The sequence below is a fragment of the Spartinivicinus poritis genome, from assembly GCF_028858535.1.
Taxonomy (GTDB): domain Bacteria; phylum Pseudomonadota; class Gammaproteobacteria; order Pseudomonadales; family Zooshikellaceae; genus Spartinivicinus; species Spartinivicinus poritis.
In genome coordinates this window covers 104,335-129,547 of record NZ_JAPMOU010000016.1, presented here as the reverse complement: position 1 = coordinate 129,547, position 25,213 = coordinate 104,335, and the positions used below count along the sequence as shown (strand labels likewise).

Genomic DNA, 25,213 nt, shown 5'->3' with positions numbered 1-25,213 from the left:
AGGCCTGTATCCAGGCTCAAGCATAGAACGTTGTTACGAGCCGCCAGTGTATCCCTATCGATCATAATTGACTATGTGACAGACTGTCGCAGGCTTGCGTGTGGGTACCAAATAGGTATACTGATCGATATTAAATGATAATAATTATTATTCGCTTTTTGGCGAGCCTAAGGATAGATCATGTACTCAGTACTCAACGTAACAGATGATATTACCCATTGTGGAAATTTAGGGCATGTTGTTAATGAATTAGAAATAGTGTGTAAGCTTGCATCTAGCTATGGATTTCATGGTATTAATTTAGATATTGCTCAGTTAATACAAAGGCAGCTCACTATAACAGATGTCAAACAACTGCTTGGAGAATACCAACTAAGGCCAGCTGCGTTTAGCTTGGATGTAGACATGTACTGTTGCCATTCAGAACGGGACTACGTAAATAGTTTGCATACTTTTACTAAGCAAGCTGCTTTTGCTCATCAAGTAGGTAGTGAAGCTGCACTTTTTTATATCCCTCCTTTTTCAGATAACTTGTCGTTTAATGGTTATTTTCAGCTAATGGTAAAGCGGCTTAAGCAACTAAAGCCAATTTTAATTGAGCATCAAATTAAAATTGGCTTTGAGTTTATTGGCCCAGTTGAAACAAGGTTAACTACACATTACGACTTTATTCATACCATTGATGGTATTAGAGCATTGATTGCAAGTGCAGACTTATATGGCTATGCTGGCTTTAAACTGGATGTGCATCATTGGCAATATAGCGGTGCTGGATTGTTAGACTTAAGGCATCTTGATAAAGATTATATAGTGTACGTAGAATTAAACGATGCACTGCATGGATATCATTTATTTAATATGCCAGAATTTGCTCGGGAGTTGCCTTTGGCGACGGGGGTGACGGATACTTCAGGCTTTATGCAAGAATTGAAAAGAAAAGGTTATGATGGCCCTATAGCTGTTGAGCCTTGGAATGAAGTAATAAAAAAAATGCCATTGCAAGAAGCTATTCAAACGGTTAAACATTCTTTAGATCAGTGTATAGCACTTTAACAATCGATTGTTTGGTATTCCCCTCTGTCAGCTAATTTTCCATTTAAAGTTTATAACTCACTGAGTTATAAACGAACGTAGCATTAGGTATAAGATTTGCAGGTTGATTGTTGGTTGATTTCGGGGGTCGTTATGGGTATTCGAGTTAGAAGTAAAGATCTCAAATATGCCTACTTAGAGCACTCTACAAATAATCATGCACCTAGATTTATTGGTAAGCCCGATAAAACCACTTTTTATCGATATGAGGTGGAAGAGGTTGTGCCAATGTTGGAAAAGGTGCTTGAATATTTAAAGTCTTCAAAAAAAACTTATAAGCAATTAAGTGACCGTAAATCTTATAAGAAATACTTACATACATTAGAAGACATGATAAGGCAAGACTTGCCACGAAAAAAACAGCGGCGAGAAGAAGTGTTTGATTGGTTGCGTGACAATTTTTCTTGCTCATAATGTAACTGTCAGCATACTAATTATGTAGTCTATTTTTGCTAGCCTCTGACAGATGTTTTTTATCCAAAAATAATATTGAATAACTTTACAATATACACACTGGTTTTTAGTAACTAATTGAAAAACAAAGTTATTTTTTTTGGCATTAAGCTTGCCTCTATTAAATTCAAGGTACTCAACTGATGAATTGTTGTAATTGGTTTGAGTGCTGGTTATTAAGTCAGCTTGTTATTTGATAGATGGAAAGAGGGGTTCACCTAATGGCTGCAGTAGATCACAGAGGATGCGCTATTACCGAATTTTTGATTTCTCGTGGGGGGAACCTTGATTTGCAAGATGGTGGTGGGTTTACACCACTGATGCATGCAGTGTGTAAAAACCGTGTTGATACAGTAAAGCTTCTATTGTCTAAAGGTGCCAATCCGAACTACTGTAATAAAGGTCAATCTATATTAGAGATTGCTGTCAGAAAAGGTAATCGAAAAATAATTAATTTATTACTTGAGAATGGTGCGAATATTAATTTTCAAGATAATAAAGGGGGAACACCGCTTTATCAAGCGATTAGAAACAAGCAAATAGAAATAGTTTGTTTGCTACTTGCAAAAGGAGCAAACCCGTTTACACGCACTTATTTTGGTGGAACAACCTTGATGACGTCGGCCTTTTCAGGGGATAGAGATTTATTTGATTTAATGCTGGCTCAGGGAGTTGACCCTGACCTACAAAATAAACATGGCTGGACGGCACTTATGTTTGCAGCCAGACATGGGTATAAATCTATTGTAGAATCGCTATTAATGCGTGAGGTTAAATCTGACCTTAAAAATTATAAAGGAAAAACAGCAGCAATGTTGGCTAAAGAAGGTGAGCATGAAGCTATTTATAAAGTGATTAAGCGTTATGATAGCAATTGGTTAAGAAAAATTAAATTTATATTTACTAAGCCTGTAGTTGAAGAAGAGTATGATTTCTCTCAAAAAGTACAAACAGTAGAAGCAGAATAACACTAATTTTTGTTGTATTACTAAAGTTGTTTTTATTTTCAAAAAGCAATAGCTTTTAAAAAAATATTTATGCTGAAAATACTGATTTATGCTTGGTTACGTATCGCTTTGATAAGCCAGTTGTATACTGTTTGTGGTAAAAGGTAGCTAAGATAAGCAGCCCAATCGTAGTGTGCATTGTACCATAGTTCAAAATAAGAAGTGTTAGGATCCGATTGAGTTTGGGGAATTGGTGAGTAAGTAATAATTGTTTGGGAAGGGTGGTTGTGTGAAATAATGCCTTTCAGCCTGTGTAAGTGAAGCGCTGTACTTATAACTTGAACTTTTTTCCACTGTTGGTTGGCAATGATTTTTTTTGCATTTTCCCAGTTCGTTTGAGTATCGAAAGAATGCTGCTCGATAAATATAGCAGAAGCAGGTACCCCATGACTAATGAGGTATTGCTGCATTAATTCGGCGCAAGGTTTTATTGCCAAGTGCAGTGTATGATGGGTTAAATTTTCCCATTAAAATAATAGTCGCATCGGCAGGTTCAACTGGCATATGGCGAAACTGGTTATTTACATAAGATAGCCATGAGCCTGTTAGGGTTAAGTCAACAATAACCAACCATAAAATAACCTTGAGTAGTCTATTTTTAACTTTGTTGAAATAATGCATTAGGCTTATATTCATAATAGTTGTATAGTTTTGAAATGATATTAAGTATTGCTTGCTAATACAAAGAAACCGTATAAACATCACTTTATTTCATGCTGCTAATGATGAGAGCTGTATTGTAAGGCATAATACCAATATATGAATACCCATCATGAAGTATGAAAGTAGGCTAATAAAGTTTGCAAAGGAGTGTAACATTAGTGAAACTTATGATTTCAGTGAGATAGCTATTGAATAATATGACATTATCAATCAAAACAATTACTACAGAAAATTTTGCTGCTTTTAAAATGCTTTGGCAGTTTTACGAATATGATAGATCTTACTATTCAAAAGAAGATTTAGAGCCTGATGGGAGCTTTGATATTAATGATAAGATTATTATTGAGTACATCAAATACACCTATCTTCCATAAGTCTTTGTATTCTTGATCATTTCAGAATAGTTCAACTAGGTTACCAGGCAAGCATGAGTCATAGTCAAGTCTTATCATAGCTTCAGAAGAAACAAGAATCGATATACGTTTCATAAAACCTCAATCACACCTGTTAAGCACCTGGATATTGTATGGGATGTTAGTCAACGAGTTCTCACTTGTTTTACTAGAATTTCACTGGCTGTCAAATCTGCAGCCGATCTTTTCAATATTTTAGTTCTTTCTTTTGCTTCTAAAGCTGCGTACATCCCTAAAAGCCATTATAATTGCGCCATTTTCTAGTAACTTGCTGTGAAATAGGCGCGAAAGCCACTATGACTGAATTGACCAAAGAGATTAACAAGCGACGTACATTCGCGATCATATCCCACCCTGACGCGGGTAAGACCACTATTACTGAGAAGCTATTGCTGTTCGGAAATGCTATCCAGATGGCGGGGACTGTTAAGGGCAAGAAGGGCTCTAGGGCAGCTACTTCAGACTGGATGAGCATGGAGCAGCAGCGGGGGATTTCGATTACGACCTCGGTGATGCAGTTTCCTTACAACGAACGAATGGTGAACCTGTTGGATACTCCAGGGCACGAGGATTTCTCTGAGGATACTTATCGTACTCTAACCGCTGTTGATAGCTGTTTGATGGTGATTGATGGTGCGAAAGGGGTTGAGGACAGAACTATCAAGTTGATGGAAGTATGCCGGTTAAGAGATACACCGATTTTTACCTTTATCAATAAGATGGATCGTGAAGTAAGGGATCACATTGAGGTGTTGGATGAAATTGAAGATATCCTAAAAATTCAATGTGCACCTATTACCTGGCCAGTAGGGATGGGTAAAAACTTTAAAGGTATTTATAACCTGTATACTGATACCGTCCATTTATACACCCAAGGGCAGGGGCATACCATTCCTGATGATATCCAAATTAAAGGACTAGACTCTGCTGAAGCCCGTGAAAAGCTGGGGGCTGACTTAGTTGATGAACTATTGGAAGAAATTGAGTTAGTCCGTGGTGCGAGTCATGAATTTGATTTAGAAGACTTTTTAGCAGGCAAGATGACACCTGTATTTTTCGGTACTGCACTGGGTAACTTTGGGGTACGAGAAATGCTGGATTATTTTGTAGATTGGGCGCCTGCACCACAAAATAGGGATACCCAAGACCGTACCGTACCTGCAGATGAAAGTAAGTTTTCTGGGTTTGTATTTAAAATTCAAGCCAATATGGACCCTAAGCATCGGGATAGAATTGCTTTTATGCGGGTGTGTTCGGGTAAATACACCAAAGGGATGAAAATGCGTCATGTACGGATTGGTAAAGATGTCAAAATTGCTGATGCAGTGACGTTTTTAGCAGGTGATCGCTCTCAAGTAGAAGAAGCTGTTTCGGGTGATATCATTGGTTTACATAATCATGGCACCATCCAAATAGGTGATACTTTCACTATGGGTGAAGAAATGCGCTTTACAGGTATTCCTCACTTTGCGCCAGAATTATTTAAGCGAGTGCGTTTAAAAGATCCACTAAAACTAAAACAGTTGCAAAAAGGCTTACAACAGCTGTCGGAAGAAGGGGCTACCCAGTTGTTTATGCCAGTAAATAACAACGATTTAATTTTAGGCGCAGTAGGTGTTCTTCAGTTTGATGTGGTTATGCACCGATTAAAGGAAGAATATAAAGTAGAGTGTATTTATGAACCTATTACCGTGCAGACTGCTCGTTGGGTCGATTGTACTGATGCTAAAAAGCTAGAAGAATTTAAGCGAAAGTGTGCGGATAATTTAGCAATAGATGGTGGTGGTTATTTAACCTACTTAGCGCCAACACGGGTTAACTTATCATTGGCACAAGAGCGTTATCCTGAAGTAGCGTTTAGAGCTACTAGGGAGCACTAATTAAAATTGCGTCAAGGAAGTAAAGCCCTAAAAACTATTTTAGGGCTCTATCAAATAGTAGAATTGCACTACGCAAATATTCTTTTTTAAAAGAATAAGGAAATAAAATGAGTGATCCATATGCTTCACCTAAATCGGATTTAGACAAACCTGTAGAAACCCAAATGGGTAGCCTGGAACAAGGCTTAGCTGGGAATTATCAAATTACCATTGGCGGTATTTTGAAAGAATCTTGGGATTTGGTTAGCGGTGCCAAGTTGCAATTTTTTCTATTTGGTTTGATTTATATTGCTGTGATGTTTCTAGTAACATTTATTAATAAACTAACGGGCTTAGATGGACAGGCCGCGATGGAAGCGGGAGACCTTACAACTGGCTTTATGTTGTCATTTGGTAGTGGTTTTTTAATGATGCCAATTACCATGCCCCTTTATGCGGGTGTAGTTTATATGGGAATACGTAGAGCTGCTGGATTGAGCTTTAGTGTAAGTGATGGGCTGAGCTGTTATAAGCAAGTAATCCCTATTACCATTGTTTCACTACTAAGCGCCATTATTATTTATATCGGCATTATACTGCTAATTATTCCAGGTATTTATTTTACTATAGCTTATATGCTAGGGGTGCCATTGGTTATTGATCGTAAAATGGGTGCTTGGCAAGCGTTGGAAACTTCTCGTAAAGCAATTACTAAGCATTGGTTTACTATTTTTGGTACATTTATTGTGCTTCTACTTATTATAATGGTTAGCATTATACCGCTAGGGATTGGACTGATCTGGACTTTACCATTTGCAGCAATTGTAATAGGCATACTGTATAAAACAGTGTTTGGTATTGAGACTAATCACTAAAAATCGTGACCGGGGTGCTGTAACACCCCTTTATGTCACAGGATATTTACTTCTCTTAAATAATTATCTCAATTCTCTGCTTTGGCAGATTTAGGCACAATTGGTTGTACAGGGGCGGTTAACTCTCTTGTCATCCCTCCTTCAAACTTTAATGTCATTTTAACTTCTTCACCTTGCTTTAACTGGCGTTTAACTCCCATCATCATGACATGGTAACTGCCAGGCTTTAATGTAAGGCTGTTATTGGCTGCTATTTCAATATAAGGTTGGGGCTGCATTTTCAATACCCCATCAACATTAACAATGTTATGTAATTCTATTTTTTTAGCAATATCACTTTGCACTTCAAGCAACTTTAACGGTTTATCAGTGGTATTTTTTAGTTGCATATAAGCTGCTGTATTTTTACTGGCGGGAGGCATTTCTCTGACATAAGAGCCGGAAATTTCTAGCTTATGATCATCACAAGCAAAACTAGGTGCTGCAATAAATAAGCTGCTTAACAGTAAGGCTGAAGAAATAAGCGTTTTCATATAAGTTCCTTTTGCTTGGTTTTCACTAGCATGGTTAGTGCCTGTTTTAAGTTTTCTATCGACGACTGATGAGGTAAGTATTGATTTAATTTTCCAGTTGATGAAATAAGATAGAAATAAGCGGTGTGTTGAATAAAGTCAAATTCACTATTAGGTTGCGGTTGGCGCTTGTATGTTACATGATACGCCTGTGTAACTTGCTTCAGTGTTTGCTGGTTGCTACTTAAACCAATTAGGTTAGGGTGAAAATAGTGTAGATACTCCGCTAGCCGGGTAGGGGTATCAACTGTTGGATCTAAAGTAATGAAAATAGGCTGTAACTGTTGTTGAGTGGTTTTGGGTAACTGTTTGAGTGCCTGAGTTAAAGTACTTAAACCAGTTGGGCATACATCAGGGCAGTTGGTATAACCAAAAAATAATACCACCCCTTTTCCTTTAAAATCTGTCAGACTAATAGGCCCCTGGCTAGATTGTAGGGTAAAATCAGGTGCAAGTTTGCCAAGCGCTAACGAGTTATTTGATGCTGTGGCAGGCTCAGTTGGACTGCAACCAGATAACATGACCAGAGCCAGGCTGACGAACAGTATGGCAAAAGACTTATACTTCATTATTAAGCTCAAATATTAATCGATAGTTACTTTGGGGGGTGACGATAGTTAGCTCAGCTAACCAAACCATTTTGTCACCTAAGGTACAATAGCTTAACCCTGTAGTGCCTGAATAAGTGCCAGGCTGAGGGCTGGAGAGCGTTACGGGCAATAGCCCCATCTCCATATCACGGCCTTTGAACTGAAGTGTAAGCTGTTGGATACTTGGGTTGTCACTATTGACCACTACATTAATTGGCTGGTCATAAGGTAAGTTATTAGGAGTGATGTGTAGTTTCAGATACCCAAGTGGCGACTGCTTACTGATACAGTTATTTTCTAGTGGTGAGCAGAGGATATAATCGGTAACAGGGCTATTTGATGCCAACATAGTGGGTAGATAAAGCAGCAACATGATTAAGCAAGCCAAGAAGATGATGCTTATCATTGCTTTAGGCGGAGAAAGTTTCATTATATACCCTTCTCGAATAACTTTTAGGGCTTGTTATTATCACTAAACTTGTCGTAACAAGTTAGCTCCCTAAAATTCACTCGCTTTGGCTATAGCTACAATATTGCTGATTAACAGATAGGCTGCATATTATAGGGGCTTATAAGGGGCTGGTATAGTGACTCAGTTGCGGCATTTTGCCGCATAACCCAGCGCTACTGGTTAGTAAATGTCAGGGATAAAAGTCTGTTCATCATAGGGGCGGCGCACATATAATTTTTTGGCTTCAGGTTTAGGAAGGGATACTCTCTCTTGAGGTATTTCTTGATAAGGGATCTGGCTAAGAAGGTGAGCAATACAATTGAGCCGGGCACGTTTTTTATCATCTGCATTTACAACATACCAAGGCGCTTGCTTGATATCGGTATAGGCCAGCATTTTATCTTTGGCTTCAGAGTATTGGTGATAACGCCGATGCGACTCTAAATCCATAATGCTCAGCTTCCAACGCTTCAGTGGATTATTGATGCGGGCTTCAAAGCGGCGCTTCTGTTCTGCCTCACTCACTGAAAACCAATACTTGATTAAAGTAATGCCTGAGCGAACCAGCATACGTTCAAATTTGGGGCAAGCATGGCAAAACTCTAGATACTCTGCTTCGGTACAAAATCCCATCACTTTTTCTACACCTGCTCGGTTATACCAGCTACGATCGAACAACACAATTTCACCAGCTGCGGGTAGGTGGGCGACATAGCGTTGAAAATACCATTGGGTTTTTTCCCTTTCGGTGGGGGCTGGTAATGCTGCAACACGACAGACCCGGTGACTCAAACAGTCAGTGATGCGCTGAATTACACCGCCTTTTCCTGCTGCATCCCGGCCTTCAAATATAACGACTATCTTTAAGCCTTTATCCCTAACCCATTCCTGTAGGGTTACTAGCTCAATTTGTAAGTGATGAAGTGCTTTGCGATAACGCTTTTTAATCTTCTTACGTGTTTTTTTGTCATGTGGTGTATGACTATCGATGTTGCGATACAAATAGTGTTTACTGGCAGTGACATTAGTTTGTGGTATGGAAGTGTTCCCCATTGTACTACCTTTAGATTATTGGTATGAATGTTTGCTGCACTAGTGATATCCATTTATACCATAGTTTAGCAGTAGTATTCTTCAGAGAGCTTGGTCCGGTCAATGCTCAACTTTATGGCAAGATGATAAAAAAACTAGCCTTACCAGTAATTATCATTGCTCTATGCTACAGCTTTTGGCTAAGTAAAGATATTCAAGTGATTGCTGCAGGATTGGCTATTTTTTTATATGGAATGATATCGCTTGAAAAAGGCTTTAATACTTTTACTGGTGGTTTAATTGAAAAAATACTGAATGTAGCGACTGATCGGCCGTGGAAAAGCTTTAGCTTTGGTGTGTTGGCGACCACTTTGATGCAGTCTAGCTCTCTGGTATCCGTACTGACTATTTCTTTTTTAAGTTCGGGTTTATTAGGCTTGAGACAAGGGATTGGCATTATTATAGGCGCCAACCTTGGTACAACGACTGGAGCTTGGCTGATAGCTGGGCTTGGTTTAAAAGTCAATATATCTACTTATGCAATGCCAATGTTGGTCTTTGGTCTATTGTTTTTGCTACAAACAAGCAATTATCGAAAAGGCACTGGTTATATTTTGCTGGGTATAGGCTTTATTTTTCTAGGTATTCACTATATTAAGGAAGGATTTGAAGCATTTAGGGAGGGGATTGAATTAACCCAGTATGCTGTTGGGGGAGCAAAGGGATTAATTATCTTTACATTGGTTGGTGTTATTGCAACAGTAATAATGCAATCAAGTCATGCTACTTTGCTACTTATTATTACTGCACTTTCTTCAGCACAAGTTAACTATGAGAATGCTCTAGCAATCGCCATAGGCGCTAATATAGGTACTACAATAACAGCTATTTTAGGTGCAATGGGAGCTAATGTGCAGGGTAAACGTTTGGCATTGGCTCACGTTATTTTTAACTTACTTACTGGCATAGTGACACTACTATTGATCAAGCAAGTTATGTATTGTACTGACTTGTTTGCTAATTGGTTAACAATCAGTAGTGATGATTATACGTTAAGGTTAGCGTTGTTCCATACTTTATTTAATTTATTAGGTGTATTATTACTATTACCCTTTGTGACTGTTTTTGCAAAACAATTAGTTAAGTGGCTGCCTGAAAAGGCTTCTGTTGCTGTAGATTTAACGAGTAAATCAGCACTCCCTGTTGTTAGAGCCTATTATTTGAATCCTGCTTCTGTTCGATATGCTGACAGTGCAATTAGTGCACTACGAAAGGAGTCACTAGGTTTGTTTAATAGTACCTTTGAAGTCATTTGTTATGCAATTCAGATAACAAGCACAGATATTAAATCAAGCCAAAGCCTGGCCAAAATAATCAAAAGGTCTCCTGTTCGTTTGCAGCAATGGACTGTGGACCATGTATATAAGCATTTTTTGAAAGGTATTTACTCAGATATTATTCGTTTTGTGGGTGATAGCCGCCGTTATATGACTACTGAACAGGGTAATCAAGCGATAGCCTTAATGCTGGCTAACAGACATTTAATTGATGCAGTAAAAGACGTAAAACACCTGTCAAAAAATCTGATTATTTATGGGCAATCAGCAAATAAGGCTGTTCGTGAAGAATACGATATGCTAAGGCTTCGGGTAGCTGAAGTATTGCGTTTGATTAATCAAAACTTTGAGCTAGAAGCTAGCCGTATGTTTTTAAGCCAGTCAGAAATGATTAAATTAGAAATAGAAAAGCAAGATATAGCGTATAATGGTGTTTTAGAAGAGTTAATTCGTAACGAAGCGATTGATCCATTTATAGCCAGCTCGCTGCTAAATGATAATAGCTATGTATATGATATTTGTCGGCATCTAGTGGAAGGGGCTGTGGTTGCAATGAGTCAGGGGGCTGAAGAGTTGATCATACTGAAGCAAGAAATTGAATTAGACCGCTCTGAGCTGCAAGAAATTTTAAAAGGGTCATCGCTATGAGGCTGAGATTAGCAATATGAAGCGTAAAGCTAAGCGATGGCTTGCTAAGGTGAAAGCGTTTTTAGCTAGCCCCCCTCATGAGCAGGTTGAACAATACCACTCTATAAAAAAAGTGTTAAAAAAGCTAAAAGAGCAACAGAAGCAGCTAAAAGCAAAACTGGCAGAGGAAACCAACCTGAAGAGAAGAGAAGCGCTAGAGGAAGAGCTTGAAATTATCAAAAAACAGCGCCATAAAGCTATTGATGAACTGAAATTATTGAAAGATAGATGTTGAACAACAAAGTTGACACTTATTTTGATAGCCATTGTCATCTTGATTTTAAAGAATTTGACCATAATCGGTCACAGATACTGGCTAATTGCTTGCGCCTGCGAGTGAACTCTATATTTATTCCCGGTGTCAGTGAAGCCGGTTGGCAACGTCAGTTAGCCGTCATTGAGAAGCAAATAACTGACGTATCGTTATATTATGGTTTTGGTCTACACCCATACTTTCTTAATGAACATGGCTCAAAAGCGTTGGTGGGTTTAGAGACTGTGCTGGCAACACATCAGCCTATAGCGGTTGGTGAGATAGGTTTAGACTTTATGCTCGATGAAGCTGGTTTTGATAAGCAGTATCAGCTATTACAGAAACAGTTAGTTATCGCAAAAATAGCGCAGCTACCTGTTGTCCTGCATATAAGAAAAGCCTATGACCAAGTGTTAAAGTTGCTCAGACAGTTAAAGTTGAAAGAAGGTGGGATTGTTCATGCCTTTGCCGGTAGTGAGCAGCAAGCAGAGCGTTTTATTGAGCTGGGCTTTAAGTTAGGGTTTGGAGGAGCTGTAACTTACACAAGGGCTAATAAGCTGCGAAAGCTGGCTACTAGACTGCCCCTTGAAAATATTGTACTTGAGACCGATGCACCTGATATGTTGCCTAGCTTTGTAAGGGCTGGCTGTAATTCACCTGAAAACATCCCTAAAATCGCTGAAATAATAGCAGGCTTAAGGGAAATAGAAACTGACATACTCACCAAGCAGACGACTCTAAATACAAAACAAGTGTTTAATATTAAGTAAAATAGCTTAGTTTTAATTATGCATATTATGTCTGTTGATTCCCTACAAGCAGGGAGCTAATTTACTTTCCTACTAAGTTTTTTTCTTCTTTTGCTAACTTATATGCTAAAAAATATGCATAGGGTAAAGACAGAATACCAACAACGTTGTCTATTTCTGACTTCACATACCTGGCAGCGAGCTTAGGCTTGCTATTCATACGCTAACTCCTATTATCACACAGGCACTTAATAAAAAAACAAGTAATCGGCTTAATAAATTAGCCTATTTTTAGTTGTTATATTGTAATAATATGACAAGTTTGCTTGGTTGTATTTCCTCTTTCATTATCTAGCTGATATTCTAATTATATTGGTAATTATAGTATTTATGTTGTTAACAGCAAAACATAAGTGGTATTTTAATCGTGTTGAATTATTTAACAGCTGGTTAAAGTGCTGATTGGCAATTAATTATTACTATACGATACAAAAGAAAAGCTTTTTAGTCTGAAAAGCTTTCAAAACTTGATAAGTTAAAGAAAACAGTTTTTGGCTTACTTACCACCAAGTAAAACTTTTTCTTCTTGGCGAATTTTATAAAGTAAGTACACTGCATAAGGCATTGAGAGAATACCCAACATGTTTTCTAGCTCAGATTTGATGTAGTTCATATAGTTTTCTCCACTCAGATCAAGCTTTGCTAGCATAGTCGATATCCTTCTCTGTTTAACTCCATTAACTAAACACCTTCTACCTTATTTGACCTAAGAGTAAGCGATTAGTTTTTACTTACAAACCGTTTGATAATATTTGTGCTCTAGGTAGTTAAACAGTGAGGTACTCGCTGACTAGGTACTCACCATAAAAGCTAGTAATGATCAAGCCTTAGAACAAAGTTGCTACTATAGCAAATAGAAATGGTTCTTATTTGCTTCTTGGTGATATTATTTCCTAGGTGGGGAAGTGGTAAAGTTTATAGGCGTTAGTCACAGGAAGGGAGCTAAGAAGCCTTTTCAGCTCATGGTTGAGCTGTTTTTACAAGTTTCAGTAGTAAGGGGAAAGAATACATATAAAGTCGCTCTATATTGGTCTCGACCTTCGTTGTGATTTTTAGCGAAGGTTTTGAGGAGTAAAAAAAGATAGTATAGGGGGAGCTTAATTAGCATAGCTAGTAAGTATAAACATTAATGATCAATCTTAGTTGGAAGTATACCGTTTCAATTCAAAATACTTCACTGGGTTACAGTGATTTTTTTGTAGTTATAGATTGCTGAGAAATAAAACAAGTTTATATTGAGTAATTTTGAGTTTTGGTCCATTAAAATAGCAATGTTGTACTGGATTATTGTTACTTTATAAAAAATTGAATATTGTCGCTTTGGTTTGCTTTGTAAAGCATATAATTTTAGGATAAGCCAGTTGATAAACTATAAAATAACAAGAGAACAAACATTGAATAAATATAACCAGCTTGAACAAACTGTTGGTCAAAAAGCTTATTTGGATGATTATACTTTTAATTGGCAGTTAGCTTTCCCAAAGTATTGGGGGATTTGGCTACTAATGGGCGTGTTGTGGTTACTAGCAAAACTTCCCTTATCTTGGTTGGACAGAATTGGTCGGCTGTTAGGGCGTTTGTTGTACAAAGTAGGGGGCAGGCGTCTTAATATTGCTCGGAAAAACTTGGAGCTTTGTTTTCCCGGTTTAACATCGCAACAGCGGGAGTCGTTATTAAAGAGTCATCTTAAAGCGGTTGGGTTTGCAGTGATCGAGCCAGGCTTAGCCTGGTGGAGCAGCGAAGAAAAGATTAAGCAGCTTTGTACTATCGATGGTGTAGATAAAATAAAGCAGCTGCTTGACCAGGGGCAAGGCATCTTGTTATGTGGCTTGCATATGACCTCGGTAGAAATGGTTGCTAGAGCATTAGGTCTGCAAGTTCCATATAATTTACTGTATCGTGTTCATGATAACCCTGTTTATGAATATGTAAGTGGTAAGTGTCGACAAAAATATCAAGCGAGGTTTATTCCTAGAAAACAAGTTAAGGATCTTTTGTATTTCTTACAGAAGGGGGAGTTGGGTGTTATTTTGCCTGATAATGATATGGGGTTAAAACGTAGCATTTTTGTGCCCTTTTTTGGAGTACCAGCAGCTACAATTACTAGTCCAACAGACTTTGCAAAACAAACAGGTGCTAAAGTAGCAATGATTTTTTATTGTCGCGACGAACAAGGACGTTATCATATAAAATGCACCGCTCCTCTGAATAGCTTTCCCTCTGGAGACCCTGTGGCAGATACTGCAAGAATTAATAGTTTAATTGAGGGGTATATTAAACAGCACCCAGAGCAATATCTTTGGTTGCATCGGCGATTTAAAAACAGGCCAGTAGGTGAAGCTAAAATTTACTAATTGATCACCATTTTGGATATAACAGTATTAGCTTAGTATTATTGGTACTACAGCCTTTAAACAAGTATGGGAACTGATTTATACTCTTCACAAATGATTTTTATAAACACCATGCTATTTAGCTTTGTTGCCGTCGATGAGCTCTATGGGTGGTGTGAATGCAGTTAATTTTTACACCTAGAAATGATTCATGATGGTGGTATAGCTTATGAAAAGCGTTAATTTAAAATACATGGGAGTAGTAGCGCTGTGTCTTCTGTTAACGGCCTGTGTTGGCATTCCTTTGTTGCTGAAAACAGATCAGTATTGTAAGGCTGAGGTATGTAATGATGTAGCGGAGGCTAAGCCTTATCCCAAACTGGAGTTTTTGGAACAAACAGATATAGTCAAAACACCAGTCTTTAAATTACAAGTGCCAACCAATGGCACAATTCATAAGTCAACTCTAACGAGAAAGCAAATAGTTTATCAAAACCATATTGGATTGTTGATTGAACAGATAGAAGAAAAAGATTTTATGCTTGATATTCCAAAAGCTTTTTCTAAAAGTCAGTTCAAAGTGAGTGATTATCCTGCCATTATGTTTTTAAATACAGTGCAACATCCAGAACCTACAGATTATTATGATAGGTATATTTGGCGCTTGGCATTAATCAATAAGGGAAATTATTTTAGTTCAGGTCGCTTTTATATAAGTAAAATAAACGGTTTTAATTTATATCATGCCGAGGTTCAGGTTGGGCCGATTACTGATATGGTGTTTGCAACGGTAAAAGATACGCCAGATGTGTTATTAAAAATTTATAATTATGGCTTAGATAGAGAAGTGTTTAATAAAATATTAGCAAGTATTGTATCTACCAATGGGAGAAGTCGCTTTTAAAGAGGGTATTTTAGGCTCGAGAAAAGGAAATATAGTTAAAAAATAGGGGGAGTTATTGCGGTCGTAGAACAAGTTATCAGCCACCTCATTAGCATTGCAGCATTCAGTTCGCTGCGGTTTACAATGATGACTATAGAGATGGCTGTATTGTTCGGCCTAATTTTAAACTATTTTATATAGTATAGATTTTAAACGGCTTTAGGGCGTTGATAGACTACTTTTCGGCTTTGATCTTTTAGCTCAAGGCCGTTAGCAAGTTCGCTGGTTGCTTCACAATAAGCAAGACCAGTTAGGTGGCGCACAGTGGACTTTGCAGACTCGAACCATTCCATGGGAAAAGAAACTTCTACTTCATTAAACTGATTAAAATCAATGCCCTTTTTATCTTCAACTAAAAAGCAAAACAATGGACATTCATCAATCTTGTTTTTTAGACCTTGGGCTTCAAGACCATAAACCAAATTTCGAAAGGCGGGGTCTACCTGTTCTACATTGCTTCTGACTATAGTAGCGTTTTGGTTAGCGAGGCCCAATTTAGCGTCTCTTAAATTTAGTGCGCGTATACAAACGTATTTTCTCATTTAGTTCTCACTTCAGTATTTATATTCAATAATTCATTTCTGTCAGTAGTTAGCATAAATAAAAGGACAAATTGCGACATTTCATAAATATACCCGTAACGGGTATGGAATATCTTAAACCAAGATGGCACTCAGTTAGGAAAAGCTGTTGCTAAACTCTGAGCTTAAGTGCTCTTTGCTATAGCCATAGTGCCAACTTGTTCTGGCTAAGTCTCATTGACTTTTGAACCAGTAGGATAGTCTTTAGTTTTTTGAAATGTCTTAATCAGTTTTAATCGTATTGGGCTCTTACTAAGCTATTCTTTTCAGTTACGTTGCTCGCTTTGCTTGCCAATTACATTTACACACAAAATTCACTTGCAAAGCATCACCCTGGCAGGGCCCTTACTGCTTGGCAAGTAAATGAATGCAAAAAAAGCCCAATACCAACAAACATGGGCTGTTTCCTTTTATTAAATACTACCACCGCCTCGACCGTTGAAAGTACGCTGGGTACTTTAAAGGAACGGAAATTTAGATGCATTAATTGGTCGAGACTAAAGACACTTTCTGAAATACTACCTCAATACGTTGCATATGCCAAGTAATTGGCTTTGATCTATTTGTTTGTAAATTAATAACAGCCTGCTTGTAGGTAGTTGAAGAGGTGTTTTAAGCTGTTTGAACCAGGTTCATTGTTTTGCAAATAGAGTGTCATTAGTAAGCAAAGCCTTTATTATCATCTCTATGCTCTATGAAATATGTTTGTTTTATAGACAATTTGTATGATAACTAGCTAGTGTGTGGTTATTTAAGGACTGTTTTTTTATGGTTGAATAAACGCTATACAGTTTGATGTTGCTTACTTCTGCTTCTCAATGAGCCTGCCAAACGCTGCTAAGCTAAAGTCTTGAGCTAGAAAGGGTGCTAGTTTATTTCTTGATCCATTTTCCATTTGTAGATTGAACATATTGGCCTGTAGGTGTTTTGGCGATGGCCTTTTGTCCGGCTAGTTGACTCACGGCTTCAAGTGAGATGCCATTTTGAGTGGCGAGTTGCTTATATTTAGCTTTTCTTTTTGCGTTAATTTGCCTAACGATTTGCTGGGCTTCAGGATGGCTCTTTATAAGGCCGAGGTAGCCATTTTGCTGTTCGCCAATGAGCCCCTGTTGTTTGGCTTCTTTTAAGTCCAGAGACCAGCTGAAAGGGGAGAATAATACAGCTAGTAGTGTACATAGCAGCAGAGGTTGTTTAATTTTTATTTTATCCATGGTGGCTCCTAAAATAGCTCGCTGTCATCACTGAACACTTTATCAAGTTCTTTATCCAGCTTAACTTTAATCTCATGCTCAATTTTTACATTTAGGTTGATGGTAATTGGTTTCTCTGGCGCTGTTACCTGTACTTTTGGAGTACAAGCCGTTAACAGCAGGACTAAGCCTGGAAGATACCTAAGCTTTATTTGCATAATCAGTCCCTGGAAGGTCGTTGGAGTTTCTTTGTAACATTTTCGCCAATATATTGACCTAATTGAATGCTTTTAATCAACAAATAGATATTTTCTTCCTGTTTATAATTAAAGTGTATGCGTTTTCCCTGGTAAAAGTCAGGGTTTTTTCCTGCAAGGCTTACAGATAGTACTAAATCACCATTAGGCGCGAGCTCAACATCGCTTTCAAGGCGGTCATACTGAAAATTTGCTAGGGCCGATAGGGCTAGCTTTAAGTTTTCATTTGAAGCCGATAAGCTTTCGGTGAGAGCAGGTTGCTTCACTTTAATCCAGCCACTTCCTGTTGCTTGCAGTGTGCCATTGTGGATGCTGGGTTTATTTTTAACAATTTTGACTGGTAACTTGCCGCTAATTATACCTGCTGCTGTAACTGCGGGTTGTTGTTCTAGAGCAACTAACTTAGCTAAATCAATCGCTTTTACTGATATTGCTATTTGTTGGTTTGAAAAAGGTATCACGTTGAGATTAGGGGCTGTAATGGTACCGCCAAGTAAACTGGCTTTAAGTTGTTTTAGTTGGATTTTAGGTTGGGTTGGCTGGTTCAGATCACTACTAAACCTAAGTTGTGTAGATATGGCTTCAATAGGAATGCCTATATCGATAAGCTCTACTTTAAGGGAGTTTGGGTGTGACTTACTAGAAGTTATATGGTTATTTTTTACTCGAAACTGTAACTCTCCATTAATGTTATTTACGTTGTTTTTTTCATACAGCAGGTTGAATTGATTTATTTTGGATAGCATTTTGCCTGATATTAACAGAGGATTAAATAGGACTGTACCTGAGAAGTGGCTGTCAAACTGTCCGCTTTGGATTGATAACGGCGTTGGCCAGTTAGGCATCATAGGGGCTAGATAGTTGGCTAGCTGGGCTGCATCACTGACGTTTAATTGCCAGCTTATCGCTGCTTGTTGTTTACTCAGTTGCCATTGTAACTGTTTAGTGAGTGTAGCGATTTGGCCAATTTGCCAGTTACCTTGATATTCAGTGAGTTGATTTATAATTTTTACTTGGTGCTGACTAGTTATCTTTTGGCTTATTGGTTGGCTAAACAGCGTTGGCTGCTTTAATGTTAGATCAAAAAGTGTAGACAATTTAAAGCTGCTGTAAGGTTTATTTAAGTCAGTTATATCAGCTGATAATTGTTTAATTAGCAGCTGCACCGCATTTGCTGCATAAGGCTCAAACTCTGCTGTAGTAAGTGAGGCTGTGGCACTGTCTGTTAGTTGGAAGCTAATGCTGTTAGCTGATAGTTGTAAATAGCCGTTAAGCTGACTGCTAAATTCATTAATGCTTTCAGCAGCAGGTGCTAACTGGCCATGTAGTTTAGAGTAGATATGCCATAGGGTGAGCTTATTAGCACTTTCTAGTTGGCTAATCAATTGCAGCTGGTATTGAGGATGAGTCAAGTTTGTATGACACTCTCCTGTTAGATTGGCTTGCTGTTGATTAAATTGATAGATAATTTCCAATGGTGATTGGCAGGAAAATGTAACCCTTTTGGGGTGGGGAAATAGGTGCTTAGCGGCATTGTTTGCTTGGTTAGTTTGAATATTAAGGGCTGGGTTGTGGGGATTTGTTGAGGGGTTATTCCAGTGAATGTGAGGAGTTAATTGAGCTGTGAAAGTGCCTTGCTGTTGCTGCCAGTTAGCTTCAATTGTAATTTCACCCATTGTCGAAGCTGCTTGATATTGTATTGTACCATTGCCACTGATTTGTTTTAGTTTGTTTTTGTTTAAGAAATCTCCAGGAAGAAAGGCGTCAGGTAAATTGAGCTTTAAATTTGCCTCTAGTTGACTGCTGTCTGGTGTCACAAAGGTTAATGGCTTGCTTAAGTTCAGTAGTGGCGTTAATGCAGCAGGAATAACGCTGACTTTACTGATTAGTTGATTATTATCAGTTTGCCACTGGGTATTTATGTTAAGAAAAGTTTGTTTGTTATGTGTTAAATGTAACTTGAGGCGTGGGCCTGCTTGATTTTGTTCTAAATAACTAAATAATGATACTGTGGGATGTTGTAGACTATTAATTTTGAAGTTACTAATTTTCCAGCTAATAGGAATGCCAAGCAGCTTATTGATAGACCAGGAGTTAGCAGGCGTATCCTTAGAAGTGGTTGACTTTAGTGCTTTCAACTGTTCTAGCTGAAGAGTGCTGTTATTCATTGCAACCACTATTTCCACGGGCAGTTGGCTAGCTAGTAAAAGGTGTAACGATAGTGTGAGCTGTTCAACTTGAATTAATGGCTGATTAGCAGGATTGTTAGCGCTTACTAAGTTAAGGCTTTTGATGTCTAGCTGAAAAGGCCAATGAGTAGTAACTTTCTGACTGTGGGCGTGTAAACCATAAGGGGCAATAAAATAGTTGGTCAACCTTTCTAGCCAGATAGGTGCTGTTAACCAAGTAGTTAAAATCAGGCTGAGTATTAAAGCTAACAGAATTAACAACCATTTAATGGTTTTTAGTATCATCTATTAATGTTACCTGTCCTTAATAGCAGAAGATACTTCGATAGTCGTTATTGCATGGTGTAAGTCTAGGCTGAATCGGCTAATCGAATCGATTGCTTCTGGTATTTTAGTCAGTAATAGTAAACAAAATTTAGTAAAATCCCCTAAATTATTTTCTTGGCATACTTCTTCAGCTATCGTTTGATCGGCAAAAAAACCTAAGATAAAAACAGCTGTACTAAATTCCCGATGATTCTCTGCTGGTAAAAAACTTTGCCAAAGTTCATAGGTTAATAAATATCCTCTCATAAACCCAAGGCTCCATTGGTGAAACGGCGAGGAAGGTAAAAAGTTACTAATGGAGCTGACTTCAGGAATACAGGTAATCGGGAGTTGATAGGTTAAGCCTAGTACTTGTTGTTGGGTATGGCTAAATAAATCATCTAGAACGCCAATTAGTTGGCAGCATACTGAAGAGGTTACTTGTAACTGGACTTTTGGAAGTACTTGATGTTGCCAGCTATTGCCGATATGGCTGTCAGGGCAGCAACTAATAGCGAATATAAAGCCTTCCAGTTGTGATTGACTCATACAGCCCTCATGTTGAGATAAGTACTTTGCTAACTGATCTTGCTGGTGTGAAAGATGGGCTGATGATTTCTTTTTGTTGAAAGGCATAAACAGTAGTGGTACTCAACGGGCCGGTAATTGTCGTAGGGTTGTGGTTAAGGCTCGGGTTATCAAGGGTGTTTGATAGACCGTATTCTAATATAAATATAACAATATAATCTATATTGTGTGCAAAGTGTTTGAACTGAAGAGATAAGTTTATGTGTTGGTTAATAAGACAGCAGTATTGGAGTTAGTCTTAATAAGTCTATTGTTGTAAATAGTGCAAATAAAGTTGTTGCGCTTTGTGAATAACGGCAAGAAATTGACTGATAATTCAAAAAAATGTCATCTAGTGCCTAATAGTAATTATCAATCCTATGTAATAACAAACAAATATACAACAGAGGTTGGCTGTTCTCTGATAAACTGCTAATTATTTATATATTTCAGAAGGTAATTACTTAGCAAGCAATTGTAATAGATTCTATCTTGTTGATTAATAAGCCATTTTATGTTAGCAGGGATTATTGTGAGGGTTTACCCTATTTGTTCGTGTATGTTGGCTGTGTTATTGCTAAGAAAATAGGGAAAAAAGATCTTATTCTTATTAAGGAGGTTTACTAATGAAGCGACTACAAGCAGATTATCTTGATCCAAATAAAATAGGTGTAGTCGAATATCAGCCAATCGATACACAGCAAGTAGCGGGAGCGGCAGGCTTTCATAAAATTCGTCGTACTATGCAGAGTTTTAGGCGGCGTTTAGTAAAAAGCCAGGAAGTGTTGCTGAGATCTCACTGATATGACTATGCAATTGATAAGGCTATCATTGCTTGTGATGCGTTAGAGTGGTCTGTTAATGGTGTGAATTCGTTAAGAGATCACTAATCAAATTAGCTTGCTATGCTTTTCTCCCTTTTTTGTCTCGATACGGTTTATGTGTCGACCGTATTCCTTTCAATATTTTTGTCGCCAAACCCTTTCCAGAGAGCTTTTAGCTATATTAGTCTAGTGACTATATTTGAATTGTCTTACCAAAGTGATTGAGTAAAACATCAATTTATGAGTTTTCCTTGATTGTGGTTGTATTGGTATTTATAAAAAGCTGTTTTTTTAGAAATACCCTGAGTGATGTAAACACAAAATTAATTTCTATATTATTAGTTTTTTGGTTGGTAGCTTAAAGCTATATTATTTTTCTGCTTAAAGCTAAAAATACTCAATGAGTATTCTCTTGTTAATAGTAAGCACACTATACTTTATCAGGTAAAAGATAAAGTTGAAAAAGTTGTATGGATATAAGTAAAAGTACTTTTAGCTGACTATTTTTAATTGTGCCAAAAGGGAAAATATACCTTATGTGAGGGTATAGCTAAAAAGAGTGTTAAGTAAGGCTATTTATAATTAGTTGGATTGTGATACTAGGTAGTTATTTTGTTGATCACTATTTATAAATGCGTTTTTCCACTCTAAGCGAGATATCATGGAGGATAACTGTGAAAATACTTAATCAAAAAAAGCTTGTTAGTGCAGTATCGTTAGGTGTTATTGGTTTTGCAGCGTTGTTTCAGGCTGAGGCAAGCCAGCAGATCGATAATAACTTTTTTAATCCCTCTCCAATAATAATTGCAGATCGCATAGCAACACAGTTGGATGTAATGTCTGACAGTAGTGTATTGAATGGTGGTAGATTGGTTATAACCGAGCCTAATGCCAGCTTTATTAAAGTTCACTTCAAGTATTTTAATATTCCTGATGGTAGTTATGTAACAGTCTCTAATTTAGAAGGTACAGAGGTTTATCACTATAGCAATAATCATCGCGACAGTTTTACTTTTGATTCTGAGGCTGGTGAGGATGGGGAAAACGCATGGGCTAGTATGTCAGTTAATGGAGATACGGCAATTGTTGAATTTCATAGTAGTGATCAAAATAAATGGAATGAGCAGGAGCATAAGTTAATTATTGGTTCCTATTTAAAAGGGTTTCCAAAAGCAGTAATTGAATCGTTGATTGATAGCACATTTTCAACCTGTGGTACTAATCAACGGAAAGATGCTGTTTGTTATAAAGATACTTTTCCTGTTGAGTTTGAGCGCACCCGGCCAGTAGCTAGGTTGGTGATGAGTGGCTCGTTGTGTACAGCTTGGCGGGTAGGCTCAGATAACAGGGTATTTACTAATAATCATTGCATGGGTACACAAAGTAAAGTGGCGGCATCTGAAGTTTGGTTTAATTATCAGCGAACAAGTTGTGGTGGGGGTAGTATGGCAACCACTACGAAAGTGTCAGGAAAGCAAATGCTGAAAACTGATTATACTCTTGATTATACCTTGTTCACGGTTGATAACTTCAACGCAGTAAAAAGCTTTGGTTATTACGGTTTGGATATTAGTGAGCCGGTCAATCAAGAAAGAATTTATATTGCTCAGCATGGCTCAGGTAACCCTAAGGAGCTGGCAATAGAGAGTGATAAAAATACGGGTAATCGTTGTCGAGTAGATGTCCCTTCAGCTAATGGTCGAGGGCAGGGGACCGATTTGGGGTATTTATGCGATACCATTGGTGGTAGTTCAGGGTCACCTGTATTAGCAGCAGACACGAATAAAGCAATTGGTTTGCATCATTATGGCGGTTGTCCTAATCAAGGGGTAAAAATCAGTAAAATCTGGCCACAGGTTTCTCAGTATTTTGGTGGTAAGGTACCCGATGGTGATAATGGCGGACCCACTAAAAAACCACCGGTTGCAGGGTTTAACTATCAAGTTACTGGGCTAACGGTTAAGTTTGTCAGTACCAGTAAAGACTCTGATGGCAATATCACTGGTTACAAATGGAATTTTGGTGATGGTAATACTTCAGCTGCAGCAAATCCTACTCATAAATATGCTAAGGCAGGAACCTATACAGCAACCTTAGCAGTGACTGATAATGATGGGTTAACGGATCAAGCGCAAAAGCAAGTAACAGTATCCGACAGTAGCGGTGTAGGTGTATTAATTAAAGGCAAGCCTGTTACTAATTTGGGGGCTAATAAAGGCCAGTGGAAATACTACAAAATTACTGTACCTGCAGGTGCTAAGAATTTAGTTATTAAAACTGCTGGCGGTACAGGTGATGGCGATTTGTATGTTAATGCAGGCAGTAAGCCCACCTTGTCTAAATACACTTGTCGTCCATATTACTATGGTAATAATGAAACCTGTAAAGTCAGTGCTGTAAGCAAGCAAACAGTTTACTTTATAGGAATTCATGCCTATGCAAATTATAACGGGGTCACATTGACGGCAGATTATCAAGAAAATACTTTTGATGAGTTAAATTATGATTTAACCGACGAAAGTGTTTTTATTGAGTTTGGAGAAGGAGCAAAAAAATAATTTATTAAAAATGGCTGGGGTGGCAGGATTCGAACCTGCGCATGACGGGATCAAAACCCGTTGCCTTACCGCTTGGCGACACCCCATCAGGAAAATTAAAGGAGTCTAGTGACTCCTTTAAAAACTGGTAGCTACGAGTGGATTTGAACCACTGACCCCAGCATTATGAATGCTGTGCTCTAACCAACTGAGCTACGTAGCCAGGAAGTGCGGCGTATTTTCAGGATTTAGTGCTTTGTTGTCAACCCTTTACCCTGAAAATTTTATACATTAAAACGGAAGTGAATAACATCGCCATCAGCAACGATGTAATCTTTCCCTTCTAAACGCCATTTACCTGCCTCTTTGGCACCTTGTTCACCATTGCATGAAACAAAGTCGTTATAGCTAATAACTTCGGCACGAATAAAGCCTTTTTCAAAGTCTGTGTGGATTACTCCAGCTGACTGTGGGGCTGTAGCGCCCACCTTGGTTGTCCAGGCTCTGACTTCTTTAACGCCGGCAGTAAAATACGTTTGTAAGCCTAAAAGCTGATAACCTGCTCGAATAACCCGATCAAGGCCTGCTTCAGTCATACCAAGATCAGCTAAAAATTCGGCCTTTTCTTCATCTTCTAGTTCGGCAATTTCAGCTTCAAGCTTGTTACAAATTGGAACGACTACGGCATTCTCGTTAGCTGCAATCGATTTAACTGTGTCTAAGTGGGGGTTATCCTCAAAACCATCTTCATCCACATTGGCAATGTACATGACTGGTTTGGTGGTGAGTAGATGAAACTGCTTAATTTCAGCCTTTTCATCATCAGTTAGCTCCATTGAGCGCACTGGATGACCTTCATTTAAATGAGGTACTAGTTTTTCTAGCAAAGCTTTTTGTTTGACCGCTTCTTTGTCGCCACTTTTGGCTACGCGTGAAACTCGCTGCAACTGTTTTTCAACGCTTTCGAGGTCTGCCAGGGCTAGCTCAGTATTAATAACATCAATATCGGCTGCAGGATTTACCTGGCTACTGACATGGACCACATTGCTATCTTCAAAGCAGCGAACTACATGAGCAATTGCATCAGTCTCACGAATATTCGCAAGAAACTGATTACCTAAGCCTTCGCCTTTAGAAGCCCCTTCGACTAATCCAGCAATATCTACAAACTCCATGGTAGTCGCGACTACTTTCTGTGGATTGACGATAGCAGCTAGTTTATCGAGGCGTGGATCGGGCATAGGTACCACACCAGCGTTTGGCTCAATGGTGCAAAAAGGAAAGTTTTCTGCGCCGATTCCTGCTTTGGTTAATGCATTAAATAGAGTGGATTTGCCAACATTAGGCAAGCCAACAATACCGCACTTGAAACCCATAATGTGTAAACCTGTTT

At 38.2% G+C, this 25,213-nt stretch carries 27 protein-coding genes and 2 tRNA genes; 13 read left to right on the top strand and 16 right to left on the bottom strand.

The features are described from left to right. Positions 1-180: 180 nt before the first annotated feature. The 3 genes from ORQ98_RS13970 to ORQ98_RS13960 all read left to right on the top strand — a co-directional run bounded on the left by ORQ98_RS13970 (position 181) and on the right by ORQ98_RS13960 (position 2,513). A complete protein-coding gene (locus ORQ98_RS13970; RefSeq protein WP_274689426.1) occupies positions 181-1,053 on the top strand; it encodes a sugar phosphate isomerase/epimerase family protein in 873 nt (290 codons plus the stop codon). Positions 1,054-1,185: 132 nt separating this feature from the next. Next, a complete protein-coding gene (locus ORQ98_RS13965; protein WP_274689425.1) occupies positions 1,186-1,506 on the top strand; it encodes a hypothetical protein in 321 nt (106 codons plus the stop codon). Between the two features lie 260 nt (positions 1,507-1,766). After that, a complete protein-coding gene (locus tag ORQ98_RS13960; RefSeq protein WP_274689424.1) occupies positions 1,767-2,513 on the top strand; it encodes an ankyrin repeat domain-containing protein in 747 nt (248 codons plus the stop codon). A gap of 86 nt (positions 2,514-2,599) precedes the next feature. On the opposite strand, the gene ORQ98_RS13955 is transcribed toward ORQ98_RS13960, so the two are convergent. Both ORQ98_RS13955 and ORQ98_RS13950 read right to left on the bottom strand, forming a co-directional pair. Next, a complete protein-coding gene (locus ORQ98_RS13955; RefSeq protein WP_274689423.1) occupies positions 2,600-2,962 on the bottom strand; it encodes a YdcF family protein in 363 nt (120 codons plus the stop codon). Further along, on the bottom strand, positions 2,943-3,188 hold the full coding sequence (locus ORQ98_RS13950) for a hypothetical protein (RefSeq protein ID WP_274689422.1): 246 nt from the start codon (positions 3,186-3,188) through the stop codon (positions 2,943-2,945). The genes ORQ98_RS13955 and ORQ98_RS13950 overlap by 20 nt, the downstream gene beginning before the upstream one ends. A gap of 224 nt (positions 3,189-3,412) precedes the next feature. Here ORQ98_RS13950 and ORQ98_RS13945 point away from each other — a divergent pair, with 224 nt between their 5' ends. The 3 genes from ORQ98_RS13945 (at position 3,413) to ORQ98_RS13935 (ending at position 6,362) form a co-directional block, all read left to right on the top strand. Then, on the top strand, positions 3,413-3,589 hold the full coding sequence (locus tag ORQ98_RS13945) for a hypothetical protein (protein ID WP_274689421.1): 177 nt from the start codon (positions 3,413-3,415) through the stop codon (positions 3,587-3,589). A 335-nt stretch (positions 3,590-3,924) separates the two neighbouring features. Next, positions 3,925-5,508: a peptide chain release factor 3 gene (locus ORQ98_RS13940; protein ID WP_274689420.1), complete on the top strand. Its 1,584-nt coding sequence runs from the start codon at positions 3,925-3,927 to the stop codon at positions 5,506-5,508. A gap of 107 nt (positions 5,509-5,615) precedes the next feature. Then, positions 5,616-6,362 (top strand): DUF2189 domain-containing protein, encoded by a 747-nt coding sequence (locus tag ORQ98_RS13935; protein ID WP_274689419.1) that lies wholly within the window; start codon positions 5,616-5,618, stop codon positions 6,360-6,362. A gap of 68 nt (positions 6,363-6,430) precedes the next feature. Here the strand turns inward: ORQ98_RS13935 and ORQ98_RS13930 are convergent, their stop codons facing one another. The 4 genes from ORQ98_RS13930 to ppk2 all read right to left on the bottom strand — a co-directional run bounded on the left by ORQ98_RS13930 (position 6,431) and on the right by ppk2 (position 9,028). Then, the gene (locus ORQ98_RS13930; protein WP_274689418.1) at positions 6,431-6,895 is read right to left on the bottom strand and encodes a copper chaperone PCu(A)C; all 465 of its coding nucleotides are present in this window, start codon (positions 6,893-6,895) and stop codon (positions 6,431-6,433) included. After that, on the bottom strand, positions 6,892-7,503 hold the full coding sequence (locus tag ORQ98_RS13925; protein WP_274689417.1) for an SCO family protein: 612 nt from the start codon (positions 7,501-7,503) through the stop codon (positions 6,892-6,894). Before ORQ98_RS13925 ends, ORQ98_RS13930 begins: the two co-directional genes overlap by 4 nt. Beyond that, the gene (locus tag ORQ98_RS13920; RefSeq protein WP_274689416.1) at positions 7,493-7,954 is read right to left on the bottom strand and encodes a hypothetical protein; all 462 of its coding nucleotides are present in this window, start codon (positions 7,952-7,954) and stop codon (positions 7,493-7,495) included. The genes ORQ98_RS13925 and ORQ98_RS13920 overlap by 11 nt, the downstream gene beginning before the upstream one ends. 201 nt (positions 7,955-8,155) lie before the next feature. Then, positions 8,156-9,028 (bottom strand): polyphosphate kinase 2, encoded by an 873-nt coding sequence (gene ppk2 / locus ORQ98_RS13915; protein ID WP_274689415.1) that lies wholly within the window; start codon positions 9,026-9,028, stop codon positions 8,156-8,158. Between the two features lie 23 nt (positions 9,029-9,051). Here ppk2 and ORQ98_RS13910 point away from each other — a divergent pair, with 23 nt between their 5' ends. From ORQ98_RS13910 to ORQ98_RS13900, 3 genes are read left to right on the top strand one after another with little or no spacing between them, the layout of a single operon-like run. Then, positions 9,052-10,992: a Na/Pi cotransporter family protein gene (locus ORQ98_RS13910; RefSeq protein ID WP_274689414.1), complete on the top strand. Its 1,941-nt coding sequence runs from the start codon at positions 9,052-9,054 to the stop codon at positions 10,990-10,992. Between the two features lie 16 nt (positions 10,993-11,008). After that, on the top strand, positions 11,009-11,266 hold the full coding sequence (locus ORQ98_RS13905) for a hypothetical protein (RefSeq protein WP_274689413.1): 258 nt from the start codon (positions 11,009-11,011) through the stop codon (positions 11,264-11,266). Beyond that, the gene (locus ORQ98_RS13900) at positions 11,260-12,054 is read left to right on the top strand and encodes a TatD family hydrolase (RefSeq protein WP_274689412.1); all 795 of its coding nucleotides are present in this window, start codon (positions 11,260-11,262) and stop codon (positions 12,052-12,054) included. Before ORQ98_RS13905 ends, ORQ98_RS13900 begins: the two co-directional genes overlap by 7 nt. Positions 12,055-12,115: 61 nt before the next feature. Here ORQ98_RS13900 and ORQ98_RS13895 read toward each other — a convergent pair whose 3' ends face one another. Next, positions 12,116-12,253: a hypothetical protein gene (locus ORQ98_RS13895; protein ID WP_274689411.1), complete on the bottom strand. Its 138-nt coding sequence runs from the start codon at positions 12,251-12,253 to the stop codon at positions 12,116-12,118. Between the two features lie 336 nt (positions 12,254-12,589). Continuing rightward, on the bottom strand, positions 12,590-12,742 hold the full coding sequence (locus tag ORQ98_RS13890; protein WP_274689410.1) for a hypothetical protein: 153 nt from the start codon (positions 12,740-12,742) through the stop codon (positions 12,590-12,592). A gap of 745 nt (positions 12,743-13,487) precedes the next feature. Here ORQ98_RS13890 and lpxL point away from each other — a divergent pair. Beyond that, a complete protein-coding gene (lpxL, locus tag ORQ98_RS13885; protein WP_274689409.1) occupies positions 13,488-14,447 on the top strand; it encodes an LpxL/LpxP family Kdo(2)-lipid IV(A) lauroyl/palmitoleoyl acyltransferase in 960 nt (319 codons plus the stop codon). 208 nt (positions 14,448-14,655) lie between these two features. Continuing rightward, entirely contained in the window at positions 14,656-15,330 is a 675-nt protein-coding gene (locus ORQ98_RS13880) for a hypothetical protein (protein WP_274689408.1), read from the top strand. A 188-nt stretch (positions 15,331-15,518) separates the two neighbouring features. Here ORQ98_RS13880 and ORQ98_RS13875 read toward each other — a convergent pair whose 3' ends face one another. The 5 genes from ORQ98_RS13875 to ORQ98_RS13855 all read right to left on the bottom strand — a co-directional run bounded on the left by ORQ98_RS13875 (position 15,519) and on the right by ORQ98_RS13855 (position 20,528). After that, positions 15,519-15,911: a hypothetical protein gene (locus ORQ98_RS13875; RefSeq protein ID WP_274689407.1), complete on the bottom strand. Its 393-nt coding sequence runs from the start codon at positions 15,909-15,911 to the stop codon at positions 15,519-15,521. A gap of 911 nt (positions 15,912-16,822) precedes the next feature. Beyond that, on the bottom strand, positions 16,823-17,161 hold the full coding sequence (locus ORQ98_RS13870) for a YdbL family probable chaperone protein (RefSeq protein WP_274689406.1): 339 nt from the start codon (positions 17,159-17,161) through the stop codon (positions 16,823-16,825). Between the two features lie 8 nt (positions 17,162-17,169). Then, on the bottom strand, positions 17,170-17,358 hold the full coding sequence (locus ORQ98_RS13865; protein ID WP_180568260.1) for a YnbE family lipoprotein: 189 nt from the start codon (positions 17,356-17,358) through the stop codon (positions 17,170-17,172). Between the two features lie 2 nt (positions 17,359-17,360). Then, on the bottom strand, positions 17,361-19,871 hold the full coding sequence (locus ORQ98_RS13860; protein WP_274689405.1) for an intermembrane phospholipid transport YdbH family protein: 2,511 nt from the start codon (positions 19,869-19,871) through the stop codon (positions 17,361-17,363). A 9-nt stretch (positions 19,872-19,880) separates the two neighbouring features. Beyond that, complete coding sequence (locus ORQ98_RS13855) at positions 19,881-20,528, bottom strand: UPF0149 family protein (protein ID WP_274689404.1); 648 nt, start codon at positions 20,526-20,528, stop codon at positions 19,881-19,883. Positions 20,529-21,085: 557 nt separating this feature from the next. Here ORQ98_RS13855 and ORQ98_RS13850 point away from each other — a divergent pair. Both ORQ98_RS13850 and ORQ98_RS13845 read left to right on the top strand, forming a co-directional pair. Further along, positions 21,086-21,262, top strand: a complete 177-nt coding sequence (locus tag ORQ98_RS13850; protein WP_274689403.1) for a hypothetical protein — start codon at positions 21,086-21,088, stop codon at positions 21,260-21,262. A 695-nt stretch (positions 21,263-21,957) separates the two neighbouring features. Then, entirely contained in the window at positions 21,958-23,841 is a 1,884-nt protein-coding gene (locus tag ORQ98_RS13845; protein ID WP_274689402.1) for a PKD domain-containing protein, read from the top strand. 11 nt (positions 23,842-23,852) lie between these two features. On the opposite strand, the gene ORQ98_RS13840 is transcribed toward ORQ98_RS13845, so the two are convergent. From ORQ98_RS13840 to ychF, 3 genes are all read right to left on the bottom strand, one after another. Continuing rightward, a tRNA-Gln gene (locus tag ORQ98_RS13840) sits at positions 23,853-23,927 on the bottom strand. Between the two features lie 39 nt (positions 23,928-23,966). After that, positions 23,967-24,043 (bottom strand) — tRNA-Met (locus ORQ98_RS13835). A gap of 61 nt (positions 24,044-24,104) precedes the next feature. Continuing rightward, positions 24,105-25,196, bottom strand: coding sequence for a redox-regulated ATPase YchF (ychF, locus tag ORQ98_RS13830; protein ID WP_274689401.1), 1,092 nt, complete (start codon positions 25,194-25,196; stop codon positions 24,105-24,107). Positions 25,197-25,213 lie beyond the last annotated feature (17 nt).

Coding starts and splice junctions, on each gene's coding strand:
- ORQ98_RS13865 (WP_180568260.1), bottom strand. CDS start 17,358: ATGCAAATAAAGCTTAGGTATCTTCCAGGCTTAGTCCTGCTGTTAACG.
- ORQ98_RS13950 (WP_274689422.1), bottom strand. CDS start 3,188: ATGAATATAAGCCTAATGCATTATTTCAACAAAGTTAAAAATAGACTA.
- ORQ98_RS13850 (WP_274689403.1), top strand. CDS start 21,086: ATGAAGCGACTACAAGCAGATTATCTTGATCCAAATAAAATAGGTGTA.
- ORQ98_RS13925 (WP_274689417.1), bottom strand. CDS start 7,503: ATGAAGTATAAGTCTTTTGCCATACTGTTCGTCAGCCTGGCTCTGGTC.
- ORQ98_RS13860 (WP_274689405.1), bottom strand. CDS start 19,871: ATGATACTAAAAACCATTAAATGGTTGTTAATTCTGTTAGCTTTAATA.
- ORQ98_RS13900 (WP_274689412.1), top strand. CDS start 11,260: ATGTTGAACAACAAAGTTGACACTTATTTTGATAGCCATTGTCATCTT.
- ORQ98_RS13875 (WP_274689407.1), bottom strand. CDS start 15,911: ATGAGAAAATACGTTTGTATACGCGCACTAAATTTAAGAGACGCTAAA.
- ppk2 (WP_274689415.1), bottom strand. CDS start 9,028: ATGGGGAACACTTCCATACCACAAACTAATGTCACTGCCAGTAAACAC.
- ORQ98_RS13905 (WP_274689413.1), top strand. CDS start 11,009: ATGAAGCGTAAAGCTAAGCGATGGCTTGCTAAGGTGAAAGCGTTTTTA.
- ORQ98_RS13880 (WP_274689408.1), top strand. CDS start 14,656: ATGAAAAGCGTTAATTTAAAATACATGGGAGTAGTAGCGCTGTGTCTT.
- ORQ98_RS13890 (WP_274689410.1), bottom strand. CDS start 12,742: ATGCTAGCAAAGCTTGATCTGAGTGGAGAAAACTATATGAACTACATC.
- ORQ98_RS13920 (WP_274689416.1), bottom strand. CDS start 7,954: ATGAAACTTTCTCCGCCTAAAGCAATGATAAGCATCATCTTCTTGGCT.
- ORQ98_RS13895 (WP_274689411.1), bottom strand. CDS start 12,253: ATGAATAGCAAGCCTAAGCTCGCTGCCAGGTATGTGAAGTCAGAAATA.
- ORQ98_RS13960 (WP_274689424.1), top strand. CDS start 1,767: ATGGCTGCAGTAGATCACAGAGGATGCGCTATTACCGAATTTTTGATT.
- ychF (WP_274689401.1), bottom strand. CDS start 25,196: ATGGGTTTCAAGTGCGGTATTGTTGGCTTGCCTAATGTTGGCAAATCC.
- ORQ98_RS13910 (WP_274689414.1), top strand. CDS start 9,052: ATGAATGTTTGCTGCACTAGTGATATCCATTTATACCATAGTTTAGCA.
- ORQ98_RS13855 (WP_274689404.1), bottom strand. CDS start 20,528: ATGCCTTTCAACAAAAAGAAATCATCAGCCCATCTTTCACACCAGCAA.
- ORQ98_RS13970 (WP_274689426.1), top strand. CDS start 181: ATGTACTCAGTACTCAACGTAACAGATGATATTACCCATTGTGGAAAT.
- ORQ98_RS13955 (WP_274689423.1), bottom strand. CDS start 2,962: ATGCAGCAATACCTCATTAGTCATGGGGTACCTGCTTCTGCTATATTT.
- ORQ98_RS13940 (WP_274689420.1), top strand. CDS start 3,925: ATGACTGAATTGACCAAAGAGATTAACAAGCGACGTACATTCGCGATC.
- ORQ98_RS13945 (WP_274689421.1), top strand. CDS start 3,413: ATGACATTATCAATCAAAACAATTACTACAGAAAATTTTGCTGCTTTT.
- ORQ98_RS13870 (WP_274689406.1), bottom strand. CDS start 17,161: ATGGATAAAATAAAAATTAAACAACCTCTGCTGCTATGTACACTACTA.
- ORQ98_RS13935 (WP_274689419.1), top strand. CDS start 5,616: ATGAGTGATCCATATGCTTCACCTAAATCGGATTTAGACAAACCTGTA.
- ORQ98_RS13930 (WP_274689418.1), bottom strand. CDS start 6,895: ATGAAAACGCTTATTTCTTCAGCCTTACTGTTAAGCAGCTTATTTATT.
- ORQ98_RS13965 (WP_274689425.1), top strand. CDS start 1,186: ATGGGTATTCGAGTTAGAAGTAAAGATCTCAAATATGCCTACTTAGAG.